The sequence below is a fragment of the Flintibacter sp. HCN-6482 genome, assembly GCF_037892565.1.
Classification (GTDB): Bacteria; Bacillota; Clostridia; order Oscillospirales; family Oscillospiraceae; genus Lawsonibacter; species Lawsonibacter aceti.
In genome coordinates, this window is sequence record NZ_JBBKBK010000001.1 from 755,413 (window position 1) to 780,498 (window position 25,086).

At 58.0% G+C, this 25,086-nt stretch carries 27 protein-coding genes and 1 tRNA gene; 11 read left to right on the forward strand and 17 right to left on the reverse strand.

Annotated elements, in window-relative coordinates; genetic code table 11:
- Window positions 1-418: 418 nt before the first annotated feature.
- Together WKS99_RS03765 and WKS99_RS03770 are read right to left on the reverse strand one after the other, a co-directional pair.
- Complete coding sequence (locus WKS99_RS03765; protein WP_186852263.1) at window positions 419-2,107, reverse strand: DAK2 domain-containing protein; 1,689 nt, start codon at window positions 2,105-2,107, stop codon at window positions 419-421.
- 27 nt (window positions 2,108-2,134) lie between these two features.
- On the reverse strand, window positions 2,135-2,482 hold the full coding sequence (locus WKS99_RS03770; RefSeq protein ID WP_147573342.1) for an Asp23/Gls24 family envelope stress response protein: 348 nt from the start codon (window positions 2,480-2,482) through the stop codon (window positions 2,135-2,137).
- Between the two features lie 225 nt (window positions 2,483-2,707).
- Here WKS99_RS03770 and WKS99_RS03775 point away from each other — a divergent pair, with 225 nt between their 5' ends.
- The gene (locus WKS99_RS03775; RefSeq protein ID WP_340405352.1) at window positions 2,708-5,071 is read left to right on the forward strand and encodes a SpoIIE family protein phosphatase; all 2,364 of its coding nucleotides are present in this window, start codon (window positions 2,708-2,710) and stop codon (window positions 5,069-5,071) included.
- A gap of 32 nt (window positions 5,072-5,103) precedes the next feature.
- On the opposite strand, the gene WKS99_RS03780 is transcribed toward WKS99_RS03775, so the two are convergent.
- From WKS99_RS03780 to WKS99_RS03790, 3 genes are all read right to left on the reverse strand, one after another.
- A complete protein-coding gene (locus WKS99_RS03780; protein WP_340405353.1) occupies window positions 5,104-5,352 on the reverse strand; it encodes a helix-hairpin-helix domain-containing protein in 249 nt (82 codons plus the stop codon).
- 2 nt (window positions 5,353-5,354) lie between these two features.
- Complete coding sequence (gene asnS, locus WKS99_RS03785) at window positions 5,355-6,749, reverse strand: asparagine--tRNA ligase (protein ID WP_147573339.1); 1,395 nt, start codon at window positions 6,747-6,749, stop codon at window positions 5,355-5,357.
- A gap of 52 nt (window positions 6,750-6,801) precedes the next feature.
- A tRNA-Arg gene (locus WKS99_RS03790) sits at window positions 6,802-6,878 on the reverse strand.
- Window positions 6,879-7,052: 174 nt separating this feature from the next.
- On the opposite strand from WKS99_RS03790, the gene WKS99_RS03795 reads away from it, so the two are divergent.
- From WKS99_RS03795 to WKS99_RS03815, 5 genes are all read left to right on the forward strand, one after another.
- Window positions 7,053-7,511, forward strand: coding sequence for a LytTR family DNA-binding domain-containing protein (locus tag WKS99_RS03795; protein WP_147573338.1), 459 nt, complete (start codon window positions 7,053-7,055; stop codon window positions 7,509-7,511).
- Entirely contained in the window at window positions 7,508-8,371 is an 864-nt protein-coding gene (locus tag WKS99_RS03800) for a DUF3021 family protein (RefSeq protein WP_340405354.1), read from the forward strand. The genes WKS99_RS03795 and WKS99_RS03800 overlap by 4 nt, the downstream gene beginning before the upstream one ends.
- Complete coding sequence (locus tag WKS99_RS03805; protein ID WP_147573336.1) at window positions 8,361-8,774, forward strand: hypothetical protein; 414 nt, start codon at window positions 8,361-8,363, stop codon at window positions 8,772-8,774. Before WKS99_RS03800 ends, WKS99_RS03805 begins: the two co-directional genes overlap by 11 nt.
- 106 nt (window positions 8,775-8,880) lie before the next feature.
- Entirely contained in the window at window positions 8,881-9,291 is a 411-nt protein-coding gene (locus WKS99_RS03810; RefSeq protein ID WP_262669429.1) for a hypothetical protein, read from the forward strand.
- Between the two features lie 85 nt (window positions 9,292-9,376).
- Window positions 9,377-9,676, forward strand: a complete 300-nt coding sequence (locus WKS99_RS03815; RefSeq protein WP_147573335.1) for a hypothetical protein — start codon at window positions 9,377-9,379, stop codon at window positions 9,674-9,676.
- 76 nt (window positions 9,677-9,752) lie between these two features.
- On the opposite strand, the gene WKS99_RS03820 is transcribed toward WKS99_RS03815, so the two are convergent.
- The 6 genes from WKS99_RS03820 to WKS99_RS03845 all read right to left on the reverse strand — a co-directional run bounded on the left by WKS99_RS03820 (window position 9,753) and on the right by WKS99_RS03845 (window position 16,304).
- The gene (locus WKS99_RS03820; protein ID WP_147573334.1) at window positions 9,753-10,595 is read right to left on the reverse strand and encodes a glycosyltransferase family 8 protein; all 843 of its coding nucleotides are present in this window, start codon (window positions 10,593-10,595) and stop codon (window positions 9,753-9,755) included.
- Window positions 10,596-10,664: 69 nt separating this feature from the next.
- Window positions 10,665-12,818, reverse strand: coding sequence for an ABC transporter ATP-binding protein (locus tag WKS99_RS03825; protein ID WP_340405355.1), 2,154 nt, complete (start codon window positions 12,816-12,818; stop codon window positions 10,665-10,667).
- On the reverse strand, window positions 12,818-14,599 hold the full coding sequence (locus WKS99_RS03830) for an ABC transporter ATP-binding protein (RefSeq protein WP_340405356.1): 1,782 nt from the start codon (window positions 14,597-14,599) through the stop codon (window positions 12,818-12,820). Before WKS99_RS03830 ends, WKS99_RS03825 begins: the two co-directional genes overlap by 1 nt.
- 1 nt (window position 14,600) lies before the next feature.
- Window positions 14,601-15,083 carry a MarR family winged helix-turn-helix transcriptional regulator gene (locus WKS99_RS03835; protein ID WP_186852270.1) on the reverse strand — a complete coding sequence of 161 codons (483 nt, stop codon included), beginning with the start codon at window positions 15,081-15,083 and terminating at the stop codon, window positions 14,601-14,603.
- A 190-nt stretch (window positions 15,084-15,273) separates the two neighbouring features.
- Complete coding sequence (locus tag WKS99_RS03840) at window positions 15,274-15,444, reverse strand: hypothetical protein (RefSeq protein WP_186852271.1); 171 nt, start codon at window positions 15,442-15,444, stop codon at window positions 15,274-15,276.
- 104 nt (window positions 15,445-15,548) lie between these two features.
- A complete protein-coding gene (locus WKS99_RS03845; RefSeq protein WP_340405357.1) occupies window positions 15,549-16,304 on the reverse strand; it encodes a polysaccharide deacetylase family protein in 756 nt (251 codons plus the stop codon).
- A gap of 169 nt (window positions 16,305-16,473) precedes the next feature.
- On the opposite strand from WKS99_RS03845, the gene WKS99_RS03850 reads away from it, so the two are divergent.
- Genes WKS99_RS03850 through WKS99_RS03870 form a run of 5 tightly spaced genes read left to right on the forward strand, consistent with a single transcriptional unit; the run spans window position 16,474 to window position 18,243 of the window.
- On the forward strand, window positions 16,474-16,704 hold the full coding sequence (locus WKS99_RS03850; protein WP_147573330.1) for a helix-turn-helix transcriptional regulator: 231 nt from the start codon (window positions 16,474-16,476) through the stop codon (window positions 16,702-16,704).
- Window positions 16,691-17,122 carry a hypothetical protein gene (locus WKS99_RS03855; RefSeq protein WP_147573329.1) on the forward strand — a complete coding sequence of 144 codons (432 nt, stop codon included), beginning with the start codon at window positions 16,691-16,693 and terminating at the stop codon, window positions 17,120-17,122. The genes WKS99_RS03850 and WKS99_RS03855 overlap by 14 nt, the downstream gene beginning before the upstream one ends.
- A 12-nt stretch (window positions 17,123-17,134) precedes the next feature.
- Complete coding sequence (locus WKS99_RS03860) at window positions 17,135-17,551, forward strand: hypothetical protein (RefSeq protein ID WP_340405358.1); 417 nt, start codon at window positions 17,135-17,137, stop codon at window positions 17,549-17,551.
- Window positions 17,535-17,867, forward strand: coding sequence for a hypothetical protein (locus tag WKS99_RS03865; RefSeq protein WP_340405359.1), 333 nt, complete (start codon window positions 17,535-17,537; stop codon window positions 17,865-17,867). The genes WKS99_RS03860 and WKS99_RS03865 overlap by 17 nt, the downstream gene beginning before the upstream one ends.
- A 13-nt stretch (window positions 17,868-17,880) precedes the next feature.
- The gene (locus WKS99_RS03870; protein WP_340405360.1) at window positions 17,881-18,243 is read left to right on the forward strand and encodes a hypothetical protein; all 363 of its coding nucleotides are present in this window, start codon (window positions 17,881-17,883) and stop codon (window positions 18,241-18,243) included.
- Between the two features lie 39 nt (window positions 18,244-18,282).
- Here the strand turns inward: WKS99_RS03870 and WKS99_RS03875 are convergent, their stop codons facing one another.
- The 6 genes from WKS99_RS03875 to WKS99_RS03900 all read right to left on the reverse strand — a co-directional run bounded on the left by WKS99_RS03875 (window position 18,283) and on the right by WKS99_RS03900 (window position 24,936).
- Entirely contained in the window at window positions 18,283-19,344 is a 1,062-nt protein-coding gene (locus WKS99_RS03875; RefSeq protein ID WP_340405361.1) for a helix-turn-helix domain-containing protein, read from the reverse strand.
- Between the two features lie 158 nt (window positions 19,345-19,502).
- Window positions 19,503-20,912 (reverse strand): TraB/GumN family protein, encoded by a 1,410-nt coding sequence (locus WKS99_RS03880; RefSeq protein WP_340405362.1) that lies wholly within the window; start codon window positions 20,910-20,912, stop codon window positions 19,503-19,505.
- A 271-nt stretch (window positions 20,913-21,183) separates the two neighbouring features.
- On the reverse strand, window positions 21,184-22,158 hold the full coding sequence (locus WKS99_RS03885; protein WP_186852278.1) for an SPFH domain-containing protein: 975 nt from the start codon (window positions 22,156-22,158) through the stop codon (window positions 21,184-21,186).
- A 41-nt stretch (window positions 22,159-22,199) separates the two neighbouring features.
- Window positions 22,200-22,628 (reverse strand): NfeD family protein, encoded by a 429-nt coding sequence (locus WKS99_RS03890; RefSeq protein WP_147573323.1) that lies wholly within the window; start codon window positions 22,626-22,628, stop codon window positions 22,200-22,202.
- A gap of 335 nt (window positions 22,629-22,963) precedes the next feature.
- A complete protein-coding gene (gene groL / locus WKS99_RS03895; RefSeq protein WP_186852279.1) occupies window positions 22,964-24,592 on the reverse strand; it encodes a chaperonin GroEL in 1,629 nt (542 codons plus the stop codon).
- 59 nt (window positions 24,593-24,651) lie between these two features.
- Complete coding sequence (locus tag WKS99_RS03900; RefSeq protein ID WP_023347701.1) at window positions 24,652-24,936, reverse strand: co-chaperone GroES; 285 nt, start codon at window positions 24,934-24,936, stop codon at window positions 24,652-24,654.
- Window positions 24,937-25,086: the final 150 nt, after the last annotated feature.

Here is a 25,086-nt window from a genome sequence, read left to right on the forward strand (position 1 = left end):
GAAGGAACTCGTCGAGCAATATCTTACCACAGTCCGCGCTGTTTGTCCAGAGGGATCTCTGTCCTTTCCGTGCTGGTGAATCATAGAGGAAAAGCGTCCGCTATTTCATAAGCCGGAGGAAGAATATAGAAAAATGGCCTTATGCTTTCCCAAGCTTCTGTATATCTTTTCCCAGCCGGAGGGTACCCCGCTCTCTTTTCCAACGCGGAAAAGGCAGCAGATATTATTTCCAATTTCATAGTTCAGCAATAATCTCAAATCTTAGTTTAATCGGCAGCCACCATATCGGGCAACTGCCCGCTTGGCTATTCTGAAATCAGCCTTCCACAGGACAGAAGGAAAACGGAACGCCCTGTCCCTGACCGCAAAACAGAGCAGGCCCTCTCCAGATATGGAGAGGGCCTGCTCTGTTTTGTCCTTATTCCGCAGATATCATATAGTAGTAGACGGGCTGGCCGCCAGGCAGCAGGCTGACCTCCGCCTTGGGGCAGGCCGCCGCGAAGATCTCCTCCGCCCGCTGGGCCTGCTCCTCTGTAACGTCCTCTCCATAGAAGATAGAGATAAACTCTGCCTCCTGGTGTCCCTCCGAGTGGGCCAGCCGGTCCAGCATGGATTCCAAGTCCCGGTCCGTGCCAAAGAGCTGGTGCTCCTCCAGGGCCAGATAGTCCCCCTGCTTGATGGCAAAGCCGCCAAAGTCGGAGTCCCGCGCCGCGTAGGTAATCTCACTGGTCCGGACCCGGCTAAAACCGTCGGTCATGGCGGCAGTATTGTCCTCCTCGCTGGCGTCCGGTTCGGCGCACAGCATAGCGGAGATGCCCTGGGGGATAGTCTTGGTGGGCAGGACTACCACCTTTTTATCCTCGCACAGGGACACACACTGCTCGGCCGCCATAATGATGTTTTTATTGTTGGGCAGGACATAGACGATTTCAGCCGGTGTGCGCTCGATCTCCTTCAGAATGTCCTCTGTGGAGGGGTTCATGGTCTGTCCTCCACCTACTAGTCCGTCCACGCCCAAGTCACGGAATACAGCCTCCAGTCCAGCGCCGGCGCAGACAGCCACATAGCCAAACTTTTTTTCTGGCGCCGCCTTGGCCGGGCCCTCAGTCCCGCCGGCCTCCAGCTCCCGCTCCACATTCTCCAGATCGTCAGTGCTCTGGACGTGCTTGCCGGCGGCCAGATCCTCCGCCTGAGTACGCATATTCTCGATCTTGGCCAGCTCCAGCGTCCCGTATTTTTGGGACTCGGTCAGGGCCTGGCCGGGTATGTTGGTGTGGACATGAACCTTAAAGGCGGTGTCGTCCTCACCAATGACCAGACTGTCGCCAATGGAATTCAAATAGCGGCGCAGAGGCTCCAGGTCCACATCCTCCCGGTCCTTGCGGATGATATACACGGTGTCGAAGGCAAAGGTGATATCCTCCACGGACAGGGCCTCAAAGTCGGCCTTATCCCCGGAGCCCTCCTTCTCCTCCATCACCTCAGGCATGGGTAGTCCCCGGAGCTCATCCAGCATGCCCTGAAGGATGACCAGAAAGCCCTTTCCGCCGGCGTCCACTACCCCGGCTTTCTTCAGCACGGGATTCAGGTTGACCGTGTCGGCCAGAGCCACATGGCCCTCCTGAATGGCAGCCTCCAGCACGGCCTCGACGTCATTGTTCTCCCGGGCACAGCCGGCGGCCCGGGCGGCGGCCAGACGGGACACCGTGAGGATGGTGCCCTCGGCGGGCTTCATAACCGCCTTATAGGCGGCGGCCACGCCGAAATCCAGAGCGATAGCCAGATCCCGGCCGTCCATGGTTTCCTTCTCCTTGATCGCCTTGGCAAAGCCGCGGAACAACAGAGACAGGATGACGCCGGAGTTGCCCCGGGCCCCCCGCAGCAGGGCCGAAGCGGTCCCCTGGGCGGCCTGACCCACAGCCTGATAGCGGTTCTTTTTCATCTCCGCAGCGGCCGCGCCGATGGTCAGGGACATATTGGTGCCTGTGTCGCCGTCCGGGACAGGAAATACATTTAGATCATTGATGGGCTGTTTCTGCGCGCTGATGGCAGCGGCTCCATGAATCACCATTCGTTGGAAAGCCGCCGCGTCAATATTGTGTACCATAGTGGCTATTTTCCTTTCTATGAATGGTTAAAAGCGCATGGAATCCACACACACATCCACCGAGGCGACCTCTACTCCCGTGGTCTGGCTGACCACATAGCGGACCTCGCTCATAATGGAGCGGCAGACAGCCATCAGGTTGACCCCGTTTTCCACAATGATGTGCAGTTCGATGGACACAGTTCCATCTTCGTTATAATAGACCTTCACGCCCTTGGCCATAGACTCCCGCTTCAGCAGATGGACCAGACCATCTGTCTTAGAGCGGACAGCCATCCCCTTCACGCCGTAACAGTTGGTGGCGGCGCTTCCTGTGATGGCGGTAAAAACATCGCTGCTGATGCGGATCTCGCCCAGCTCGTTCTGCAGTTTCATAGATCTCTACCTTCCTTTCGCGCAGGATAGGAATCCATATTAATACAGTTTCTATTGTATTCGATTTTCCGCAAAAATACAAGTCCCAACTTCTGTCCTCTTTTCCCTTCCTCTACCGGCCCACCCCTACACCATTCGACGCATCTTTTCCAGAAATTGGAATATAATGGGGCACATCAGGTTAGGACAGGCCCTCTGGGGCCGTATACATAGGAGGAAACACGCATGACGGCCAGAGAAAGCATACACGGAAAGCTCAACAAACTTCGGCAGCAGTCCAAACAGACCGGTCAGATCCAGCTGTCCGCCTCCGCCCTCACCTTATGGGCGGAGGCGGGTATCCATCTGCTGCTGGCGGCGGTGCTGGCCGGGGCGGTCATCTTTGAGGGGTATTCCCCCTTCGGGGTGGCCCTGGTCGGGGCGGCGGGCTCCGGACTGTGCGGAGGGGCGGCTCTGCTGGGAGCCTGCTTCGGATATCTGTGCCAGATGGGCTTTGCGGACGGGCTGCGGTACGCCTCCGCCTCCATTCTCACCTTTGCTGTGGCCTTCGCCTTCTACGATCTGAAGGCGATCCGTCGCTCCTGGACCATGCCGCTGCTCACCGCCTCCATCAACGGGGCGGCGGGTTTTATCTATCTGTCCCAACAGGGATGGAAGACAGTTGACGCCATCTATTTTTCTCTGGAGGTCTGCCTGACTGCAGCGGCCGTCTGGTGCTACCGGGCGGTCCTGGTCCCTATGCGTGTCCACCGGGAGGACAGGCTCCTCTCCCCTACCCGCCGGGCCGGCCTGTTGGTTTTATTGGCCACCGCGCTGATGGCGCTGGTCCCCCTCTACATCTATAAGGATATCTCTCTAGGCCGCATCCTTGCTGTGTTGGCGGTGATAACCGCCGCCTGGCAGGGCGGTCTGGCCACCGGAGCCATCTCCGGGGTGTCTCTGGGCATGGCCATGGACCTGGCCGGAGCAGGCACCCCCATGTATACCATGGCCTACGGTCTGTCCGGCATGATGGCTGGCCTGTGCCGGGGCAAGGCACGGCTGTGGGCCGCCATGGTCTATGTACTGGTCAATGGTGGCGCAGTGTTATGGACCTGGGAGCGGGAGCTGCCTCTGTCCATTCTGTACGAGGTATTTGTGGCCTCGGTGGCCTTTCTCCTGCTGCCCCAGCGGCCCATGCGCAAGCTGGGCGTGTGGCTGGCCCCCCAGGTGGCCGGCCCTGTGGACCTGCGGGCCCAAGCCCTGGTCCAGCATCAGTTGGAGGCCACAGCCAAGGCCTTCCGTACCCTGTGCGACTCCCTGCGCTCCGCCTTCCGTCCCCCGGAGAATGACAATGACGTAGCCACCGTCTTTGACAGAACCGCCAGCAGGGTATGCCGCTCCTGCTCTCTCCGGAACAACTGCTGGCAGCAGAATTACACTACCACCTTCAACGCTCTCAATGACGCCACCCCCGCCATGGTGGAGCGGGGCCGCGCGGAGGGGAGTGACTTTCCCAGCCATTTCTCCCACCGATGCATCCATTTCTCCGCCTTTCTATCCACCGTAAACGAGGAACTCACCGCCCTGTTCTACCGCCGCCAGTACAACGCTCGGGTCAAGGAGAGCCGGGCGGCAGTGGGCCGGCAGTATGCCCAACTGGCTGATCTGCTGGGGGCTGCCTCTGCAGAACTGAGCCGGGAGCTCATTCCCGACCTGCTGGGAGACCGGAAGCTGCGCCAGCGGGTGGCGGAGCTGGGACTGGACATCCGGACCGCGGTATACCGGGACAGCAGGGGCCTGCTCCGGGTGGAGGCAGAGGGTCCCGGCTGCGCTGCCCTGGCACGGCCCAGCCGTCTGTCCGACCTGTCTGACCTGCTGGGTGTCCCCCTCCGGGTGGACCAGCCCGGAGAGGACTCCATCTCCCTTCTCCAGCAGGAGCCGCTGATGGCTCTGGCCGGAGTGGCCGCCCAGAAAAAAAGCGGCGAGACGGTGAGCGGCGACTCCGGAACCTATTTCAAGCGGTCCGACGGCAAGCTGTATGTCCTCCTGTGCGACGGCATGGGCAGCGGCCCTGACGCCAACCGGGAGAGCTCCTTGGCGGTTCGTCTGCTGGAGCAGTTCCTCCAGGCCGGGGTAGAACCACGTCACGCCCTGTCCACCCTCTCCTCCGCCTTGGCGCTCCGCGGAGAGGAAACCGGCGGCTTTACTACGGTAGACCTGCTCCAGGTGGACCTGTTCTCCGGCGAGGGCCAGCTGTTCAAGCTGGGGGCCGCTCCCAGCTATGTAAAAAAGGGTTCTGCGGTCCAGAGGCTGTCCGGCACCTCCCTCCCCGCCGGGCTGGCCGAGGGAGAGCAGGGGGCGCTGGACCAGTTCACCCTGAAGCTGGCGCCAGGGGACACAGTGCTTATGGTGAGCGACGGTATCTGCGGCGCCGGGGAGGACCAGTGGGTCAAGGACAAGCTAGCCCAGTTTGACGGGGCCAGCCCCAAGGACCTGGCCCGTGAACTCATTACCGACAGCCCCAAAGAGGTCACCGATGACCGAACGGCTCTGGTCATCCGCATTGAAAAGCGGGCAGCAGGCCAGATGAAGTCATCGTTAAAATGAAACATGGCGGACGCTGTAGCGTCCGCCATGTTTTAATCCTTCCAGTCCCACCAGTTTAGCCTATCCGCCGGGCAGCTCCCATGTTCGGCATAGTACACCGCCAGCCGGTAGACATACAGGGCACACCGGTCCACCTGACAGCCCTGGAACAAGCAGTCCTTTTGATAAATGTGCTCCGGGTCCTCGCCTCGCAGGGAATTCAAAGTGGTATAGCCAATATCCGCCAAGCGGCGGGCCATATTCGGCCCCACTCCAGGGATCCGCTCCAGCTCCGACTTCATTGTCAGAACTCTGCATTGCCCACAGTACGGGGGTGAAGCTCCACATCGCGGATGTTGTTGATACCGGTGAGGTACATCACCATCCGCTCGAAGCCCATGCCATACCCGGCGTGCCGGCAGGAGCCGTAGCGCCGCAGATCGCAGTACCACCAGTAGTCCTTGGGGTCCATGCCCAGCTCCCTGATGCGGCCCTCCAGCAGTTCCAGCCGTTCCTCACGCTGGGAGCCGCCGATGAGCTCGCCGATGCCTGGCACCAGACAGTCGGCGGCGGCCACGGTCTTGCCGTCATCGTTCTGGCGCATATAGAAGGCCTTGATCTCCTTGGGGTAGTCGGTGACAAAGACGGGGCGCTTGAACACCTGCTCGGTGAGGTATCGTTCGTGCTCCGTCTGCAGGTCGGTGCCCCACTCCACTTTGAAGTCGAACTGGTCGTTGACCTTCTTCAAAATCTCCACCGCCTCGGTGTAGGAGACCCGGCCGAACTCGGAGTTGGCTACGTGCTCCAGCCGCTCCTTCAGGCCCTTGTCCACAAAGGAGTTGAAGAAGTCGATCTCGTCGGGGCAGTGAGACATGACATATCGGATGACATACTTAATCATGGCCTCGGCGTTGTCCATATAGTCGTTCAGGTCGGCAAAGGCCATCTCCGGCTCGATCATCCAGAATTCGGCGGCGTGCCGCTGCGTGTTGGAATTCTCCGCCCGGAAGGTAGGGCCAAAGGTGTACACGTTGCCGAAGGCCATGGCAAAGTTCTCACAGTTGAGCTGACCGGATACGGTCAAATTGGCCCGCTTGCCGAAGAAATCTTGGGTGTAGTCCACAGTGCCGTCCTCGTTCCTGGGCACGTTCTCCAGGTCCAGGGTAGTCACCTGGAACATCTCGCCCGCCCCTTCACAGTCGCTGGCGGTGATGATGGGGGTGTGGACATAGACAAAGCCCCGGTCCTGGAAGAAGCAGTGGATAGCGTGGGCGGTGGCGGAGCGCACCCGGAAGGCGGCGGAGAACAGGTTGGTCCGGGGCCGCAGGTGCTGGATGGTCCGCAGGAACTCTACACTGTGGCGCTTCTTCTGCAGGGGATAATCGGGGGCGGAAACACCCTCCACCTGGATAGAAGCGGCCTTCACCTCCAAGGGCTGCTTGGCTTCGGGGGTCAGCACCACCTGTCCGCGGACGATCAGCGCGGCGCCCACGTTTTGACCGGCGATCTCCTTATAGTTGTCCAGGACATTGGCATCCATGACGACCTGCAGGTTCTTGAAGCAGGAGCCATCATTCAGCTCGATAAACCCAAAGGTTTTCATGTCCCGGATGGTCCGGGCCCAGCCGCATACGGTGACGGTCTGGCCGCCCAGCTTTTCCTGGTCGGCAAAGATGGCGGCGACGGTGACGCGTTCCATTTCATTCATCTCCATGTATAAAAAGTCGATGCCATGGAGATGTCCGCCGGAGTGGCACCCCTGGCGCGACTCGAACGCACTACATTCCGCTTAGGAGGCGGACCCTCTATCCCGGTGAGGTACAGGGGCGTATGGTGGACTCTCCATGGTATCTTTTGTATTTTATCGCACTGTCAGGAGGTTGTCAACGGGGAATGTAAAACCATTTATCCCGGAAAAACGACCACCTGTCCCAAATCTCTGGACCTTCGGGGTCAAAACGGATATACTGGGGACAGAAAAACATAGGGAGGTGGAACGGTCATGGAGGTAGAACTGAAGCTGGAGCCTGGCCGGCAGGAACCCAAGGTGGTCATCCTGGCCGGGGAGGACAGCCCGTCCCTGGAGCGGCTTCGAGCGCATCTGTCCGGCCTCTCTCTGGGCCCCATCACCGTGTGGCGCGGGGAGCGGGCCCTGCCGGTCCGGCAGGAGGAATTTCTCCGCTTCTTTGCCGATGGCAAGGGTGTATCTGCCCAGACCGAAAACCAGATCTACGCGGTCCATCTGCGGCTGTACGAGCTGGAGGAGCGGCTGGACACCACCCGCTTTGTCCGCATCTCCAACAGTGAGATCATCAATCTGGACCGGGTGACTGCCATCGACCTGTCCCTGGCCGGGACCATCCGAATGACTCTGGAAGGGGCGGTCCACGCCTATGTATCCCGGCGGTATGTGAAAAAGATCAAGGATACCTTGAACCTGAGAGGTGGGGATAAAACATGAGGGATATCCGTAAAATCTGGTCCATCCGTCTGGCCGCCGGCGCCCTATTAGGCGCTATTCTGACCACCCTGCTGGCCTGGCTGCTCCTCTCCTTTGGAGTATCCAATGGACAGTCTATCCCAGTGTCCCCCGCCGCGGTCCAGTTTTACGGCTCGGCGGCACTGGCCTTAGTAGTCCAGCTCCTGTTAGGCGGTCTCTTCGGGGCCGTGGTCTCCTTAGCCACCCTGCCATTTGCAAACGAGGGAAAAAAGCTGATCCTGCTCTCCCTGGTCCATTGGGGGGCCACTGTCCTCTGTTTCTCCCTGTTACTGACAGGCTGCCGGTGGTTGGATTTCGGCTGGGACTTGCTGCTGTGGGTGGCTCTGCTGACCCTGCTCTATTTCCTGATCTGGCTGGGCCGCTGGATCGGCTGGTATATGGAGGTGATCCAGCTTCGGGAATTGTTGGGGCTGGCTGCCGGTCCCTCTCCCCTGAAGTGGCGGGAAACCCTGCCTTATCTGCCCTTCTTGCTGTTGGTGTGCAACCTGCTGCCGGCGGCGCTGAGGTGGGCGGACAGGACCTTTGTGGTAGATGTTCCCGTACTGTCCGGTTTGCTTCTGCCTTATCTGATCCTGCCGGTAGTAGGTTATCTATCCGGCCTGTCCCTGGGAAAGCGGCAGGGAGTATGCCCCCTATATCCCCTGGCCTGTTTCCTGTTCTATCTGCCCATGGTATATCTGATATATAACAGCTCCGCCCTGTTTCACTGCTTTATGATCGCTCTCCCCGCCCTGGCTGGCAACGTGATGGGCTGGCTGTACCGTCGGGCGTTCCCAAGAAAGAATCGAACGCCCAGTGAGGGGGCTGACCATGGAGATTAAATGGTATTGGCCCATGGAAATGCTGGGATTTGTAGAGAACATTTCAGCGGAATATCAGGATGGGTATATCCATTACAGTGTGTCTGGGTCCTGTGATACCGTAATGATGTGGCTTCTTCTCGGCCTATTCCCGCTTTTATTCCTGTTTGGCTTCCTGACACGGCGGCTGTCAGCCAGAGCCGGGCGGGACACTCTGGGGATCTGGCTTGCGCGGGTCAGTGTGGCCCTGCTGCTCGGCTATGCCCTGCTCCTGTCGATAGGTGTGGGGCCTTATATTCAATTCTATCCCAGCGGAGGCGGTTTTATTTCCTTTGATACGCTAGAGCACCTGTTGTACGGGATATACTGCGCCCTGTTGGCGCTGTCCCTCTTTTTGGGAGGGAAGCTGGGCAAACCGAAATAGAGCCTCTTGTTTCCTTTGCGGCTGTTCCGCTGGCCTCTGCCGGTGTCCGGCTTATGATCCTTTTCCGATGCATGATAGAATCGCGGACAAGAAAGGAGCGATTGAGATGAAGCCTATCATGGACAAAACAGATAAAATTCTGTTGACTTTGTTTCTGATGTCCCTGGCAGCCTATCTGGTGATCTTTCTCTCCGCCTTTTGGGACCTGCCTCTGAACATCCCGCCCTGGCACCAGGGTCTGCTCCTGTACTTCCACAGCATCCCCATGTTTTTTCTCCAACTGCTGTTGTGCCGTCTGGCAAAGCCACACTGGCGGCTGTTCGCCCCGCTGATGTTGCTTCTGGTCCCCGGACTTGTCTTTGTGGGCAGCGCGGGATGGGCCGTCCTGGGATGGGTCCTGTTTCTATATTGGTGCACGGCACCGACGGCAGGCTGTATTCTGGCCTGGATTGTATGGGGTGTTGGGAAGCTGGGCCGGGGGAGGGACAAGCATGAAAAAAGAGATCCGTCTATATAATGTTTTGTTTCCCATCTGGCCGCTTTGGGTCTTCCCGGCAGCCTGACTGTTTTTATCCCTATACATTGAAAAACGGAGGTGCCCTGTGGAAGCCCTGGCCTTTTTCGTCTTAACACCCCTGACGGCAGGGATCATCCAGTTCTTCCTCTCCCGGAGCCGTCTGCCCCGCTGGGCCAAGTGGGGGCCCGCTGTCCTGGTCATGCTGGCAGGGATGGTCTGCTTTCTGGGGGCAGTAGACTGTCTTCCTCTGCCCAATACCTACTGGCTGGATGACGGTTCCTTTCTCGCCTTCCCCGACTACTTTTATGGAATGCTGTTCTCCCTGCCCGCCTTGTTTGGCCTGGGGGCAGGGGCGCTCTTTTCCGTGGCCCAGTGGTCGGAGTGAAAAAAGCGTCAAACGGAGACCCATTCAAATCTGTAAGAAAAAAGGGCCCTGTCCATGTGGACAGGGCCCTTTCAACTCATGTGCCGGCTTCCGGCAGGTATTTGTCCGCCAAGTTCATATAGTGGCGGTACAGCACCCGGAACCGGCGGCGGTAGTTCTTTTTCCAGGGCTTCTCCCTGCCGCAGAAGTGCAGGACGGCGGTATGGGCCATGACCCAGTCCAGGTCCGCCTCTCCCATACTCCGCACCAAGTAGTTGCTGAAATTTCTGGCGTCATAGTTCCATATAAAATCGTCCACAGCCAGCACCCGGCCGCCATAGAGCGCGTTGAGAATATCCTGGTCCGGCAGGATCAGCTCGTCCCCGTGGTTAGACACGTAATCGAACAGCTCCTCCGTGTGAATCTCGTTTCTGCACCGCTCTAAATCCATTAACAGTACGCCGGAATTGTAATAGTCTCCCTCCGTCCCCAGCCGGAAGCGGTTGACATTGTTGGCAATCTCCGTCTTGCCCGTATGGGCCGCAGCGGCAAACAGATGGCCGTCTAGCTCCAGCTCCCACAGAGGGAGCAGAGAGTTGATCACCAGGGTGTCCGGGTCCAGGTACAGCACCCGTTTCAGCTCCTCCGGCAGAAAGCGGGCGGCCAGCAGGCGGTAGTACATCTCCTGGGGATACCGGTCTGTCACCGGAGCATCCTGAAAAACAGCCTCATCTACTCGGATAAGCACCAACTGGTAGCCCCATCCGGCAAGGCCGCTCTCCAGCGCGGCCAGCCGCTCCTCCGGGATGCTCCGATGGAGTAGATAGACCCTGCACTGGACGCCGGGATGACTTAGACGCAGGGATGTCAGCATCACCCTAAGCTGGGGCAGGTAATGCTCATCCAGGGTCACAAGAAGATCCATCCGGGTGGTTTCCATCGCTCTGTCCTCCTATCTCTGTCTGTTGAAGCCCTGCCCAGGCTAACCCCGGGCAGGGCTTCCCTCCGGTCAGGAAAGCTGGAACTGCCCGGTATACAGGCGGTAGTACCGGCCCCGCTTTTCCAGCAGTTGATCATGACTGCCCTTTTCCTCGATCTCGCCGTGTTCGATAACCACGATGCAGTTGGAGTTGCGGACCGTGGACAGCCGATGGGCGATGACAAACACAGTCCGTCCGTCCATCAGGGCGTCCATGCCCTTCTGGATCAGGGCCTCGGTCCGGGTATCGATGGAGGAGGTGGCCTCATCCAGGATCATCACCGGCGGGTCCGCCACCGCCGCCCTAGCGATGGCCAGCAGCTGCCGCTGGCCCTGGGACAGGTTGGCCCCGTCCCCAGTGACCATAGTGTTGTATCCGTCCGGCAGACGGCGGATAAAGGAGTGGGCATTGGCACTCTTTGCCGCGGCAATGCAGTCCTCGTCGGTGGCGTCCAGCCGCCCGTATCGAATGTTGTCCATAATGGTGCCGGTGAACAAATGGGTGTCCTGAAGCACCGCCCCCAGGGACCGGCGCAAATCGTCCTTTCGGATGGAACGTACATTGATACCGTCATAGGTGATCATACCACCCTCAATCTCATAGAAGCGGTTAATGAGGTTGGTGATGGTGGTCTTTCCCGCGCCGGTGGAGCCCACGAAGGCGATCTTCTGGCCTGGGTTGGCGTAGACGGACACATCATGCAGGATGCGCTTGCCGGGGACATAGGAGAAGTCCACATGGCTGAACCGGACGGCGCCCTTCAGCTCAGTGAGATAGTAGTCCTCCCCAGGGACATTTCGGACCGCCCCCCGGATAAGATGGAGGGAGGCATTGTGGTTGTGGTCCGGGTATTTCCAGGCCCAGCCGTGGCCGGCCAGAGAGGCCAGATCCTGTACTTCGATGAGGGTGCCGTCAGCCGCTACTCGCACCCAGATGCCATCCGGGGAGTCCTCGCCGGGGAGCAGCAGCTTGAGCCCAGTCTTCTCTCGAACGGCCTGGCCCAGCTCGGTGAGCACGTCGCCCTCCGCCAGTACGGGGACAAGCGCCATGCCGCTGGTCCTGGGCGTCTTCCACGCCCAGGTGTGGGAGTGTCCCTTTCCATTGAAGGGGGACAGGGTGCCATTGGCATCCTTCTCCACCTCGATCAGGGTGACGGTGCCCTCGTCCACCTCGGGCTTGGTGTCCATCACATCGAAGATGCGTTCAGCGCCAGCCAAGGCGGACAGCAGGGTGGTCATCTGCTGGGAGATCTGATTCAGGGGCTGGCCAACCTGCTTGGAGTAGTTCAGATACACCACCAGGCCGCCCAGGTCAAAGCCCTGAAGGACGGACAACAGGCCGCCGAAGGCGGCAGTGAGGGCATAGCTGATGTTCATTAGGTTGCCCGAAACCGGCATGATCATGATGGAGTAGAAGTTGGCCTTTTGCGCCGCGTCCCGGTAGGCGGTGTTCAGCTTGCGGAAGTCCTCCTTGGCCTGTTCCTCGTGGGTGAAGGCCTTAACCACCTTCAGCCCCTCAATGATCTCTTGAATCTCGCCATTGACATCACCCAGGGCAGATTGCTGTTGCTGGTAATATTTCCGGCTCCGTCCGCCCAGTGTCCTAAAGAGATACACAGTCACTATCAGCAGCAGGGCGGTAACCAGAAAGAGCTTCCAGTTGATGAACAGCATCATGGCCACCAGACCCACAAACATCAGGCAGCTAGAGCACAGAGAAACTACGCTCTGCTCCAGAGCCATCTGTACGTTATCCGCGTCATTGGTAAAGCGGCTCATCAGCTCACCGTGGGGATGCTTGTCAAAGTAGCTGAGGGGAAGGGACTGAAGGCTGTCAAACAGGTCTTTTCTCAGCCGGTTGACGCCCCTCTGGGCCAGCCGGACCATGACGGCGGACTGGCAGTAGGTGGCCACACAGCCGATCAGATAGACGCCTACCAGCTTGCCCACAGACAGGGCCAGCCCGGCAAAGTCGGTACAGCCCGACCAGATGAAGCTGTTGATGATATCCCGCATCATATAGGAGCCGCCCAGGTTGGTAAACACAGACAGCATCAAAAACAGGAACACGGCGACCAGCGGCAGCTTGCTCTTGGTCAGATATCCTACAAGGCGGCGGATCGTCTTGGCCATATTTTTCGGTTTGGCATAGCCCCCTCTTGGGGCTCTATTGGGTCCTGGCATTATCCACCCACCCCCTCTTGCTGAGATTGATAGATCTCCTGATAAATGGTATTGTTGGCCAGCAGTTCCTCATGGGTGCCCCTGCCGGCGATGTGGTCGTCGTCCAGGATCAGGATCTCGTCGGCGTACTGCACGGAGGAGATCCGCTGGGCAATAATGATCACAGTAGTATCCTTCAAGTTCTCCGCGAAGGACTGGCGGATGGCAGCCTCGGTGGCCGAGTCCACCGCCGAGGTACTGTCGTCCAGGATCAGGATGGCGGGCTTGCGGAGCATGGCCCTGGCGATACACAGCCGCTGCTTCTGGCCGCCGGACACGTTGGTTCCTCCCTGGGTCAGCGGGGTATCGAAGCCGTCCGGGAAGGACATGATGAAGTCATAGGCCTGGGCATCCTTGGCCGCCTGGATCATCTCCTCCTCTGTGGCGTCGGGGCGGCCCCAGAGCAGGTTCTCCCGGATGGTGCCGGTAAAGAGCACGTTGGTCTGGAGCACCATGCCGATACGGGCCCGCAGCTCCTCCAGCGGGTAGTCCCGCACATCCACACCGTCTACCAGGACGGCGCCGCCGGTAACATCATAGAACCGGGGGATCAGATTGACCAGCGAGGACTTGCCGGTGCCGGTGCCGCCCACAATGGCCACGAACTGGCCGGGCTCCACAGTAAAGCTAATACCGGACAACACGTCGTCCCCCGTGCCGGCAGCCGCGTAGCGGAAGGAAACGTTTTGGAACTCCACTCTGCCCCTGGGAGCGGGAAGGACGCGGTCTACGGCCCCGGACTGCCCCTCCGGTGGGGCCACCCGGTAAATCTCGCCCTGGGGTTTGTTCTCCACGGAGGGCTCGGTGTTCAGCACCTCATGGATGCGGTGGGCGCAGGCCTGGGCACGGGTGAGCTGGAGCAGGGCCATCGCCACCATCATCACGCTCATCAGGATCTGGGCGATATAATTGATAAATGCCTGCAAGTCGCCCAGCAGAAAGCCCTCCGCCATAACCATTCTGCCGCCCAGATACAGGACGGCTACCGTGGCGCCGTTCATGGCCAGCATCATGATAGGCATGATAGCGATGATCTTCAGCCCTACGTTCAGAGCGGCCTCCATCAGCTCATCATTGGACCTTTTGAACTTTCCTCGCTCGTGGTCCTCCCGGACAAATGCCTTGACCACACGGATGGCCACCAGGTTCTCCTGCAGGGTGTTGTTCAGCCCATCGATTTTCTTCTGCATCGTCTCAAAGAGCCTGGTACATATCTTCATCAGAATTCCAATGGCCAGTATCATCAGGGGGATGACCACCACCAGCACGATAGCCAGCCTGGCGTTAATGGAAATACAGATGACCAGGGCGGCGACGAGCATCACCGGAGCCCGGACCAGCATCCGCAGGCCCATATTCAGCATCATGGTCATGGCGTTGACATCGTTGGTCATCCGGGTAATGAGAGAAGCGGAAGAAAATCGGTCGATGTCAGCGAAGGAAAACTCCTGTACCTTGTCGAACAGACACTGGCGCAGGTTAGCGCCAAAGCCCTGGCTGGCGAAGGTGGCGTATTTTGCCGAGCCCACGCCGCAGGCCATGGCGAAGAGGGACAACAGGAGCATCAGACCGCCCATCAGAAAGATGTAGCCCACATCTCCGGCCGGGATGGCCACATCCACGATCTCCGCCATGACCAGAGGGAGGATCAGCTCGCAGATGACCTCCAGGGTAATCAGGATGGGGGACTTGATCGCGTCCTTCTTGTACCCCTCCAAATGGGTAAGAAACAGAGAAAGCAAATTAAGGTTCCTCCTTTGCTTGGGTCTTTGTGGGGGACTCCCCCCGCAAGTTATGGAGCATTCGCCGGCGGAAGGAGAGCAACTGCTCCCGCTCCACCGGGGAGAAGCCCTGGAGCATCCGCCGGGACACAGTTTCAAAGGCCATTTGGCAGCCGATGACCGCCTGCTGCCCCTTGGGGGTAAGCAGTACACGGTTGCGCCGCGCGTCTCGTCCGCGCTCCCGCCGGATATATCCTCCCTTTTCCAGTGATTTCAGTGAGTTTGCCACCGCAGCCGGCGAGATATGCAGCAACTCGGCCAGCTCCCGCTGGGCGTGACACTGGCCGTCCGGGTCGCTGTCGGCACAGCTTTGCAGGATGGTCAGCAGCATGGGGTGGCCGATCTCGTTTAGGTCCGCGGCGATCAATTCCGCCTGAACAGCGGCCCGGTGCGCCAGGTTGATCTGCTGGGACAGCAGCTCCAGCTCGTTGGAGACCGGGATCAAAGCACTCCCCTCCTTTCCAATTAATTAACGGGTTAATAATTAACACGTTGATTATTTTAACACCGCTCTAAAAAATGTCAAGACGGTCCCGTTGAAATTCAAAAACTGTTTACATCCTTCCCTAATAATAGCAAAATAGAGGGCCTGCCCTTCCTGGGCGGCCCTCTATTCTATGGCCTTTCACGGGAATTTACTCCTCGTAATCGTCATACTCAGAGGCACAGGCCGTGCGCTGCAGCTTCCCCTTGGCGTGCCCGCACAGCTCAACCAACGCATCCCAATAGGCGATGATGGCGCAGACCATGGCGGCGGCGCCCAGGGACAGAGCCACGATCTTCAGGACGAAACGGGCTATCTTCATATCTGTTTTCCTCCTTTGTTTTTACTGGTTACCGCTATTTTACCTGATACCGGGGGAAAATACAATCGTTTTTACAAATTTAATCGTCCCAGGGCCGCCCTTATCTATGGTCCGGAGGATTTCCCATCCTCTCCCTTCGGCGGCAGGGCCCGGAATACAGTTCCCTCCGCCGGCTCCACCTGCCGCTCCTCCATCAGCTGTTCCACGGTGACAAAACAGTAACCCTCAGACAACAGATTATCCACCACCCGCAGCGCCGCATCTACTGAGGTGTCAAAGATATCGTGCATCAGGATAATATCCCCATCCTTCACATGTTCTACCACCGCTGCCACAATGCGGTCCACATCCTTGTCCTTCCAGTCCTCCGGGTCCACCGACCACAGAATGATGGGGCAGTCCGCCCACTTGCGAACCGAGCTGTCAAACAGGCCGTAGGGGGGACGCAGCCAAAACTCCCCATCGCCCAGGATCTCTGCCAAAAGCGCCCTTGTCTTGCCCACCTGAAGGTCAAAATCCTTGCGGGATAGGTCTGATACCACGACGTGTTCAAAGGTATGAATCCCAATCTGGTGTCCGTCTGCCGCCATACGGCGTATCAGCTCCTCGCTGCCCTCGATCCGGTTGCCCACCAGGAAAAAGGTGGCGGGCACCTCCCGCAGCGCCAGTCCGTCCAGCAGCCGGCCGGTGGTGGAATTTCTGGGGCCATCGTCAAAGGTCAGTGCCACCAGCGGCGGCTCTCCTTCCTCAAGCTCCACCGTAGTCGCTCCCCCTGTCATAGTCAGCTCCTGCGGCGGTCCCGGCCATAGGAGAAAGGCCGCCAGCCATGCCGCCAGCCAAAGTATTTTTCCCGTTTTCACCCGTTCCGCCCCTTCCTTGTCCCTTCGGGAACAGTATGTGCGGCCAAGCGGAAATTTCTCCATGAAAAAAATGTTTTCCAGCAGCTTGACAAAAGCTCCCGCCTGTGTATAATATGAAGCAAGCTTCACGTGAAGCACGCTTCATATTTAGAAAGAGGAGGGATCGGGGTTGAAAAACAAAGTTCGGGAGCTTCGGGCCGCCGCCGGCATGACCCAGCAGCAGTTGGCCGACTTGGTCCATGTATCCTCCCGCACGATCATCTCCATTGAAAAGGAGCAGTACAACCCCTCTCTGCTGCTGGCCTACCGCATCGCTCTGGTGTTCGGAGTCAGTCTGGAGGAGCTATGCTGCCTGGAAGAAAACAAGGAGCTGGAGGACAAGGAATATGAAAATATATAACAAAAAAGGTCTCATTTGGGGCGTGTTCTGGACGATAGGCGGTCTCTTCTGTCTGTACCGAGATATTGTCGACCCCCATGATTTTCTGCCCCAGCAGATCAAGTCGGTGATCCTCTCCGTGCTCCTGTTGGCAATGGGCGTCACCGGTTTTGTCCGGGCTTTCTCCAAACGGGCCACCATCGAGGATAAGACCGAGGAACGGGACGAACGCAACAAGCTGGTCCGCCTGAAGGGGGACGCCATGGTGGGCAACATCCTCTTTTATGTTCAGATGGCCCTCATGCTGGCGGGGGTTCTGGCCTATGCCGTCACAAAAAAACTTGTATTCGGCTTCCTTTTCCTAATCTGTGGACTGAATGTGAGCCTATGCTTCATCCTGTCCATTATCTTTGCCGTCTATTATGAAAAACATGTCTAGGAGGTTCGTCCTGTGAAGATCAAAAGCGTCCGGAATCTGGCCTCCGGCATCCTGTTGATGTTTTTGGCGGCCGCCTGTGCCTGTAAACTCCTATTGGACGGCTTTCAGCTTCGTTTCCTCCTGTCCGCCCTGCTGGCTGTGTCCATTTCCCTGGTCAGCTTTTATTTCGCCTTCACCCACCGAGGGATCGAGGAGGAGCTCTCCCGGTACGCCGATGAGCGGGACCGCTATCTGGCGATCAAGTCCGGCCACGCGACGGTCCGTATCATGAACTACCTGCTGCTGGGCGGCTGCTGGATAGCCCTTGTACTGTACGGCTTTACCAAGTCTGCTCTCGCGCTGTCCGTTGCCGCCACTCTGTGCGGCGTATTGATCGCCATGTTCATCATTATGTTGGGGGTGAATTTCTACTATGAGCGCCGAGGATAAGAAAAATGTTATAGAACAGCCTGTCAAATGGGCCAATCGCCGCCCGTTATATGACGAACGGGATCAAGAAATTGAGGCCCGTGCCAACAGCAAGGCTCTTGGCTTTGGGGCGGGCTGTCTGGAATTGTTCACCGTTCTGTGCGCCGTGAAGGGGGATCCCGCCTGGCGGGGCGGTCTGGCCCTTCTCCTGTTGGGAATGTCCGCCAGTATGCTGTACCGCTCCAGCGCCTACGAGGAGAAGCCCTATCTCTGGGGCGGCCTTCTTCTGGGAGCTCTCGGCGCCACCCTGCTGGCCTGGTTCACCTTCGGAAGCTGAAAGGAGGATATCCATGTGGATCATTGGAGGCGTGCTCTCCTTCTACCTGCTGCAGAAGCTGGCTGCTCTGTTAGCCATCGGACTGTTTTTGCTGGCCGTCTGGATGAAATCGAAAATATCCCATATGGATGGTGAAAAATGGGACCAGTATTTCAGGACGTTAAGCAACCGGGGATATACGGCTGTGTTCTTTGTCTTTTACACTGTCCCCCATTTGGCCCTGGGCTGGGTGGGATACCTGCTCTATTCCCATTTTTGTTTCCCCGCTCCGGCTGTGCTGGCCCTGCTCATTCCCCTGCTGGGGATTCTAAAGGCAGTTCGGATGCTGGACGAAAACAAGGAAAAGCTGTGGGCCAAGATCCGTAAGCTGGGATAAACAGATAAAAAGCGGGCGGCCATTGGCCGCCCCGCTCCTTTATCCCTTCCACGTCTGGTACTGCTCCACTAGCTCCTGATAGCCTGGTACACCTTTCAAAAATTGAGCCTCCGGGTCCAGGTCCAACTGGTCCAGCAGAGGCTTGAGCAACATGCTCTGGGCCTCCCCGGTTTCGTTCTTGGTGGGTAGATGGCGATACAGAGAAGATTCACTCAAATCCCAGGGGACCGTCAAAGAGTGGAGCAGTCTCTCCAGCAGCTCCAGCGCCCGTGGGCCGTTCCGTTCTGCCATGGCCAACTGGAGGGGAGCGGACAGCACAGCGTAATCGGTAAGGCCCATGACTCTCCCCTCTGCCTCAGCCGTATCAGAAAAGTGGTGAGCCGCCTCCTTGTCCCCCTCCTCAATCGCCAGCTCGATCATGTGGAGGAGGGTGGTCTGGATAGCATGGGCCCGGTCAAACAAGTCCCGCTCCAGGATAGTCCAGGCCTCCTCGATCTTTCCCTCCTTCCTCCGCAGGGAGGCGGTGAGAGTACGCTTGTCCATATGGGTATCGGACAGCCGGTCCAACAGGGTCTGGGCCCGGTCCAACTCCCCCCGGCTAATACACTTAGAGGCCACAGTGTAGGTAGCGGCTTCACACACCCTTGCGTCCGCACTGCTGACACACCGCTCATAGAGATCGTCGATCTCCTCCTGCCAGGTCTGCCGCTCCCCCTCTGTGCCGCCAGGTAACAGAGTCAATATTCCCTCCAGCAGCCCCGCCAAGCTGAAGGCAAGCAGGTCACTATTGGGAAACTCCCGCAGCTTACTCCTGGCCAAATCAAAGGCCGCGGCAAGCGCCTCCCCCTGGGCTGTCTCATAGACTCGGTTCAGAAATAAACCAATTTCCTCTTGGGTCAGGTCCTCCTGAAAAGACAGCAGGGTGTTCAGATCCACCCCCAGGGTCCGGGCCAGGGAAGGCAGAAGGGTAATATCTGGGTAATTGAGCCCTTTCTCCCATTTATTTACTGCCGGGGCACTAACTCCGAGCCTATCAGCCAGCCCCTCCTGGGTCAGTCCCATGGTCTGGCGGCGGGTACGGATTACGTCATGGATTTTCATAAGCTTCTCCTCCTGTCTTTCCACCATCATACCAGACTTTCCCGCCCGCTACAATGGAGCAGTACGACAGAGAACGGGAGCGGATATTAACCTTCAGTTAATTTTAATACAAAAGATCCCCCGGTTTTGGCCGGGGGATCTCTCCATATCATTTCATATCAGGGAGCAGGCACCACTTCTACCGTGTAGCCCAGGTCCTTCAGCCCCTGGACAACGCCGGTCTCGCCCACCATGTGGCCGGCGCCCACCACCAGCAGGCCGGTGTGGGAGCCCTCTCGCTTCAGATACTCATCCGCATAGGCGATCATGCCGGGGTCCCGGTCGGTGAACAGCTTGCTGTTGAGCTCGTCGTCGCTGTTCAGGATGGCATCCTTATCATAGATCTGGTCAAAGCTCTCCACGTCCCGGCTCTTCCAGGTGTCCATCATGGCGCCGATCTGGGCCACCTCCTCCTGCAGGGCCTCCTGGGTGGCGGGCTCAAAGGCCTCCTCCCCCAGCACGGCGGTCAGGGCGTCCTTCGTCTGCTGGCTCATGGAATCAGGGTCCAGAATCATCAGCAGGCCGCTGGCCAGGTATACCTCCTGGTACTCAGGGGACAGGCCGTCAAAAATACCGCCCTGGAAGGCATAGGTCTCCACAGCGTCGATGGCGATGCCGGCATTGACCGCCTTGGCGTTGACATACATATCAATGGCCATGGCGTTGGAGCTGGTGGTCTCATCCATCGTAGCCAGGGAGGAAAAGCTGTTGGCCAGGGCCCAAGCTTTGTACTGGGCGATGGTCTGCTCATCCATCCCCATCTGAGCGGCGGTTTCCACTACCACCTGATACAGCTCCGGGGAGATGTGGTCGGCCAGGGTCGTACCGTCGGCATAGGTCTGCATGGCGGCAAACTCGGCGATCTGGGCCTGGTCATTGAAGTCCAACTCAAAGGTCACCTGCTCGGCGTTCAGAATGATGTCCCGCAGCTGCTTATGGATGGGGTAGGTGTTGTTCACGTCCGTATGGATGGAGCCCAGCAGGTACAAGGTGTTGCTGTTGCCCTCCGCCTTCCACAGCAGACCCAGGGAGCCGGCGTTCTGCTGGTCATATAGATTGAGGATCAGGCTGTTGGCCATAGCGGCCCCCTCCAGCAGAGTGCAGGGACGGTCCAGATTCAGCCCGGTGCCGTCGCCGGCTATCGCGCCCACCTCAGTCATGAAGGCCTCTGGCCCCTCCTCCACGCCGGGAAAGGCGTAAGCGGCCGCCTCCTGGTACAGAGCGTTGAGCACACCGCCGCGGGTCGTATCGAGGACCAGGCCGGCGTCATCCGCCTCCCGCTGCTCCACACCCAGCAGGGCCAGCTTGTCAGCCACCACCTGTGTCATCTTGTTCAACTGCTCATCTGTGATGGTCTTGCCGTGGTCCGTGTACAGCTCGTCACCAAAAAGTCCCATAGCATATCCATCTGCCAGCACGCCGTAGGCCCAGGTTGGGAGAGGCTGGACCTGCTCCTCGGCCGCCAGAATGGCGGGGGATGCCCCCATGGCCACAGCCAGGGAGAGCAGCAGCGCTAAAAATTTTTTCATAGTGAGATGTCCTTTCTCCATTTGCCTTAGTCTGTTTAAGTGTACTTTTATAAACCGGCAAAGTCAAGAAAAATGATTTGGAAAATCGGTTGCAATATCTGGATCTTTGTGTTATATTAGCGCAAGGGTTATTTTGAAAAAAGTTTGAAAAAGTACACTTTTTCAAACTTTTTATTCATTATTACCTAAAATATATAACAAAACAGGGGCAGACCGTGAAGGGGCCTGTCCCTGTCTGTCTTTTGGGCGGAATGAAGGTCGTGCCCGTTACTTACTCTTTGACTACTGTTTTGGTGATGGTAGCCTTGGGGTCCTCGGTGTCGAAGACTGTCTTGGCGGCGGCAGCCAGACCGGCCAAGCCCTGAATCTCGCTGGGAATGATGATTTTGGTGGCTTTCCCGTTGGCGGCGGCCTGGAATGCCTCCAGCGCCTTGATTTTGATGACGCCGTCGCCAGGGGCGGCGTCATTGATGAGCCGAATGGCGTCTGCGGTGGCCTGCTGGACCTTCAGGATGGCCTCGGCTTCGGCCTCAGCCTCCAAAATCTTGGCCTGCTTGGCGCCTTCCGCCTGAAGGATGGCCGCCTGCTTGGCCGCGTCGGCTCGAAGGATAGCGGACTGTTTCTCGCCCTCCGCCACCAAGATTTGGGACTGCTTCTGGCCCTCGGCCTGGAGGATGGACTCACGCCTCTCGCGCTCGGCCCGCATCTGCTTCTCCATGGATTCCTGAATATCCCGGGGCGGCATAATATTTTTCAGCTCCACCCGGTTGACCTTGATGCCCCAGTTGTCGGTGGCTTCGTCCAGGATCGCCCGCATCTGTCCGTTGATGTGGTCCCGGCTGGTCAGGGACTGGTCCAGCTCCAGGTCGCCGATAATATTACGAAGGGTGGTAGCGGTCAGGTTTTCAATGGCGGACATGGGGTTCTCCACCCCATAGGTGTACAGTTTGGGATCTGTGATCTGAAAATAAATTACGGTATCGATCTGCATAGTCACGTTGTCCTTGGTGATGACGGGCTGGGGCGGAAAGTCCACCACCTGCTCCTTCAGGGACACATTTTTCGCCACCCGGTCCACGATAGGCAGCTTGAACTTCAGGCCCACGCCCCACACCGTACGGAATGCGCCCAGCCGCTCGATGACAAAGGCACGGGACTGGGGAACGATCTTGATGCAGGACCCCAGCACAATTAGGACCAGCAGAGCCAAGATTATCCATGGCAGAATACCCAAAACAACTTCCATATTTTCTCCTCACTTTCTAAATGGCTTCCATTTACAAGCACTTATAATGTTTCTACGAACACCTTGACCCCTTCGATACGAAGCACTTTGACCTCCGTACCGGCGGGGATGACCACAGCCTGCTGGCTCCGGGCGGACCATATCTGGCCTGAGATATTGACCTGACCCTTTCCCTCTATGTTGTCGATGTCCTGGATCACTATGGCAGTCTTGCCGATCACCCGATCCGCGTTAGTGGCCACATTTTTGGTATCCAGATACCGGGCGGCCAATGGCCGCACCAGAGCCAGCGCCAGACCGGACAGAGCCAGAAACACAATCACCTGAACCCAGATTGCTCCGCCCATCCAGGCTGTGATCGCTCCGCCTAGGGCTCCGACGGCAAACCAAATGAAGGTCAGCCCCACGGTGGCCAGTTCCCCGAGGACCAGCACCACCATGACGATCAGCCAAATGGTACTCGGACTCATAGACACTCCTTTCCCCCGGTCCTGATGCACAGTCCCGAGGCTTGCTATATTGGTAGCATATCATATCCGCCAGGAAATTGCTACAATAACTTGCTGTCAAAAAATAAAATATTGGCTATAAATTAGTATGGCCTCAAATCTTATAGCCATCATACACAGAAAAAACCAATCAAACCGCACTCCTAGACATACCTATATTCCAAGCAAAAAAGTTCGGCTCTCACTTTTGATGAGAGCCGAACTTTTTAGTTTCTTAAACGTTAGGCTTTGACACGGACACGGCGGAAGGAAGTTGGTTTTCTACGTGCCCGGGTTTTAAAGACTAACCGCATTTATCAGTACATACCGCCCATGTCAGGGGCAGCGGGAGCGGCGGGAGCGGGAGGCTGGGGCTTATCGGCCACCAGGGACTCGGTGGTCAACAGGGTGGATGCGATGGAAGCGGCGTTCTCCAGGGCAGAACGGGTCACCTTGGTGGGATCCACAATGCCGGCGGGGATCATATCGCAGTACTCCTCCTTGTAGGCGTCGAAGCCGTAGCCGGTCTTGCCGGACTCGCGGATCTTCTCCAGCACTACAGAGCCGTCGATGCCGGCATTGGCGGCGATCTGCTTCACCGGAGCGGTGAGGGCCCGGGCGATGATCTGAACACCAGTCTTCTCATCACCCTCGACCTGGTCGTACAGCTTCTCCACGGCGGGGATGGCATTCAGGTAGGCGGTACCGCCGCCGGCCACGATGCCCTCTTCCACAGCGGCGCGGGTGGCGTTCAGGGCGTCCTCGATGCGCAGCTTCTTCTCCTTCATCTCCACCTCGGTGGCGGCGCCTACCTTGATGACGGCCACACCGCCGGCCAGCTTGGCCAGCCGCTCCTGGAGCTTCTCCTTGTCATAGTCGGAGGTGGTGACCTCAATCTGACTCTTGATCTGGCCAATGCGGGCCTTGATGTCCTCGCTGCTGCCAGCGCCGTTGACGATGGTGGTGTTCTCCTTGGTAATCTTCACCTGACGGGCCTGACCCAGCATAGTCAACTGAGCTTCCTTCAGCTCCAGACCCACATCGGAGGAGATGACCTGGCCTCCGGTCAGGATGGCGATATCCTGGAGCATCTCCTTGCGGCGGTCGCCGAAGCCAGGGGCCTTGACGCACACCACGTTCAAGGTGCCGCGCAGGCGGTTGACAATCAGAGTAGACAGGGCGTCGCCCTCCACGTCCTCAGCGATGATCAGCAGCTTCTTGCCGGACTGTACTACCTGCTCCAGAATGGGCAGCAGCTCCTGGATGTTGGAGATCTTCTTATCGGTGATCAGGATGAGGGCGTCGTCCAGGTTGGCCTCCATCTTCTCGGTGTCGGTGACCATATAGGGGGTGATGTAGCCCCGGTCGAACTGCATACCTTCCACGACTTCGGAGTAGGTCTCGGCGGTCTTGGACTCCTCGATGGTGATGACGCCGTCGTGGCCCACTTTCTCCATCGCCTCAGCGATCAGCTTGCCGATGGTCTCATCGCCGGAGGACACGGCACCGACACGGGCGATATCAGCGGAGCCGTTTACCTTCTGGCTGTTGGCCTTCATGGCCTCAATGGCGGCCGCGGTGGCCTTGGCGATGCCCTTCTTCATGACCATGGGGTTGGCGCCGGCCGCCAGGTTCTTCAGGCCCTCGCGAACGATAGCCTGAGCCAGCAGGGTAGCGGTGGTGGTGCCGTCGCCGGCCACATCGTTGGTCTTGGTGGAGACCTCCTTCACCAGCTGGGCGCCCATGTTCTCAAAGGGGTCCTCCAGCTCGATCTCCTTGGCGATGGTAACACCGTCGTTGGTGATAAGGGGAGCACCGAACTTCTTGTCCAGCACCACGTTGCGGCCCTTGGGGCCCAGGGTGATCTTTACAGTATCGGCCAGCTGGTTGACGCCCTTCTCCAGAGCCTTGCGGGCCTCCTCGCCGTAGCAGATAATTTTAGCCATAACACATTACCTCCGATTTAGAGTAAATTTGATACACGATTTGGGATAAAAAGACGGGTTTACTCAACCACGGCCAGGATATCATTCTGACGAACGATGGTCACTTCCTCGCCGTCCAGCTTCACCTGAGTGCCGGAATACTTGCTGGTAATGACCTTGTCGCCCACCTTCACGGTCATGACGACCTCCTTGCCGTCCACCATACCGCCGGGACCTACAGCGATGACCTCTGCCACTTCGGGCTTCTCCTTGGCGGCGCCGGTCAGGATGATGCCGCCCTTGGTGGTCTCCTCGGCCTCCACCAGTTTTACGATCACACGGTCAGCCAGGGGTTTGAGTTTCATAACAAGTTCCTCCTTATATATGAGTTTTTTGAACTAACTTTCTCAGTGGTTTAGCACTCTTTTTATTTAAGTGCTAAATCTAACTATGATAATAACCGCTTTCTCAAAAAAAATCAACCCCTAAATCAAAAAAATTTGGGGTTGATTTTC

Excerpts from the sequence above, each read along its gene's own strand:
- groL (WP_186852279.1), bottom strand. The coding sequence starts at position 24,592 with ATGGCTAAAATTATCTGCTACGGCGAGGAGGCCCGCAAGGCTCTGGAG.
- WKS99_RS03795 (WP_147573338.1), top strand. The coding sequence starts at position 7,053 with ATGGAGGTAGAACTGAAGCTGGAGCCTGGCCGGCAGGAACCCAAGGTG.
- WKS99_RS03865 (WP_340405359.1), top strand. The coding sequence starts at position 17,535 with ATGAGCGCCGAGGATAAGAAAAATGTTATAGAACAGCCTGTCAAATGG.
- WKS99_RS03870 (WP_340405360.1), top strand. The coding sequence starts at position 17,881 with ATGTGGATCATTGGAGGCGTGCTCTCCTTCTACCTGCTGCAGAAGCTG.
- WKS99_RS03805 (WP_147573336.1), top strand. The coding sequence starts at position 8,361 with ATGGAGATTAAATGGTATTGGCCCATGGAAATGCTGGGATTTGTAGAG.
- WKS99_RS03820 (WP_147573334.1), bottom strand. The coding sequence starts at position 10,595 with ATGGAAACCACCCGGATGGATCTTCTTGTGACCCTGGATGAGCATTAC.
- WKS99_RS03765 (WP_186852263.1), bottom strand. The coding sequence starts at position 2,107 with ATGGTACACAATATTGACGCGGCGGCTTTCCAACGAATGGTGATTCAT.
- WKS99_RS03890 (WP_147573323.1), bottom strand. The coding sequence starts at position 22,628 with ATGAGTCCGAGTACCATTTGGCTGATCGTCATGGTGGTGCTGGTCCTC.
- WKS99_RS03840 (WP_186852271.1), bottom strand. The coding sequence starts at position 15,444 with ATGAAGATAGCCCGTTTCGTCCTGAAGATCGTGGCTCTGTCCCTGGGC.
- WKS99_RS03875 (WP_340405361.1), bottom strand. The coding sequence starts at position 19,344 with ATGAAAATCCATGACGTAATCCGTACCCGCCGCCAGACCATGGGACTG.
- WKS99_RS03855 (WP_147573329.1), top strand. The coding sequence starts at position 16,691 with ATGAAAATATATAACAAAAAAGGTCTCATTTGGGGCGTGTTCTGGACG.
- WKS99_RS03900 (WP_023347701.1), bottom strand. The coding sequence starts at position 24,936 with ATGAAACTCAAACCCCTGGCTGACCGTGTGATCGTAAAACTGGTGGAG.
- WKS99_RS03780 (WP_340405353.1), bottom strand. The coding sequence starts at position 5,352 with ATGAAGTCGGAGCTGGAGCGGATCCCTGGAGTGGGGCCGAATATGGCC.
- WKS99_RS03775 (WP_340405352.1), top strand. The coding sequence starts at position 2,708 with ATGACGGCCAGAGAAAGCATACACGGAAAGCTCAACAAACTTCGGCAG.
- WKS99_RS03800 (WP_340405354.1), top strand. The coding sequence starts at position 7,508 with ATGAGGGATATCCGTAAAATCTGGTCCATCCGTCTGGCCGCCGGCGCC.
- WKS99_RS03810 (WP_262669429.1), top strand. The coding sequence starts at position 8,881 with ATGAAGCCTATCATGGACAAAACAGATAAAATTCTGTTGACTTTGTTT.
- WKS99_RS03825 (WP_340405355.1), bottom strand. The coding sequence starts at position 12,818 with ATGCCAGGACCCAATAGAGCCCCAAGAGGGGGCTATGCCAAACCGAAA.
- WKS99_RS03885 (WP_186852278.1), bottom strand. The coding sequence starts at position 22,158 with ATGGAAGTTGTTTTGGGTATTCTGCCATGGATAATCTTGGCTCTGCTG.
- WKS99_RS03770 (WP_147573342.1), bottom strand. The coding sequence starts at position 2,482 with ATGAAACTGCAGAACGAGCTGGGCGAGATCCGCATCAGCAGCGATGTT.
- asnS (WP_147573339.1), bottom strand. The coding sequence starts at position 6,749 with ATGGAACGCGTCACCGTCGCCGCCATCTTTGCCGACCAGGAAAAGCTG.
- WKS99_RS03880 (WP_340405362.1), bottom strand. The coding sequence starts at position 20,912 with ATGAAAAAATTTTTAGCGCTGCTGCTCTCCCTGGCTGTGGCCATGGGG.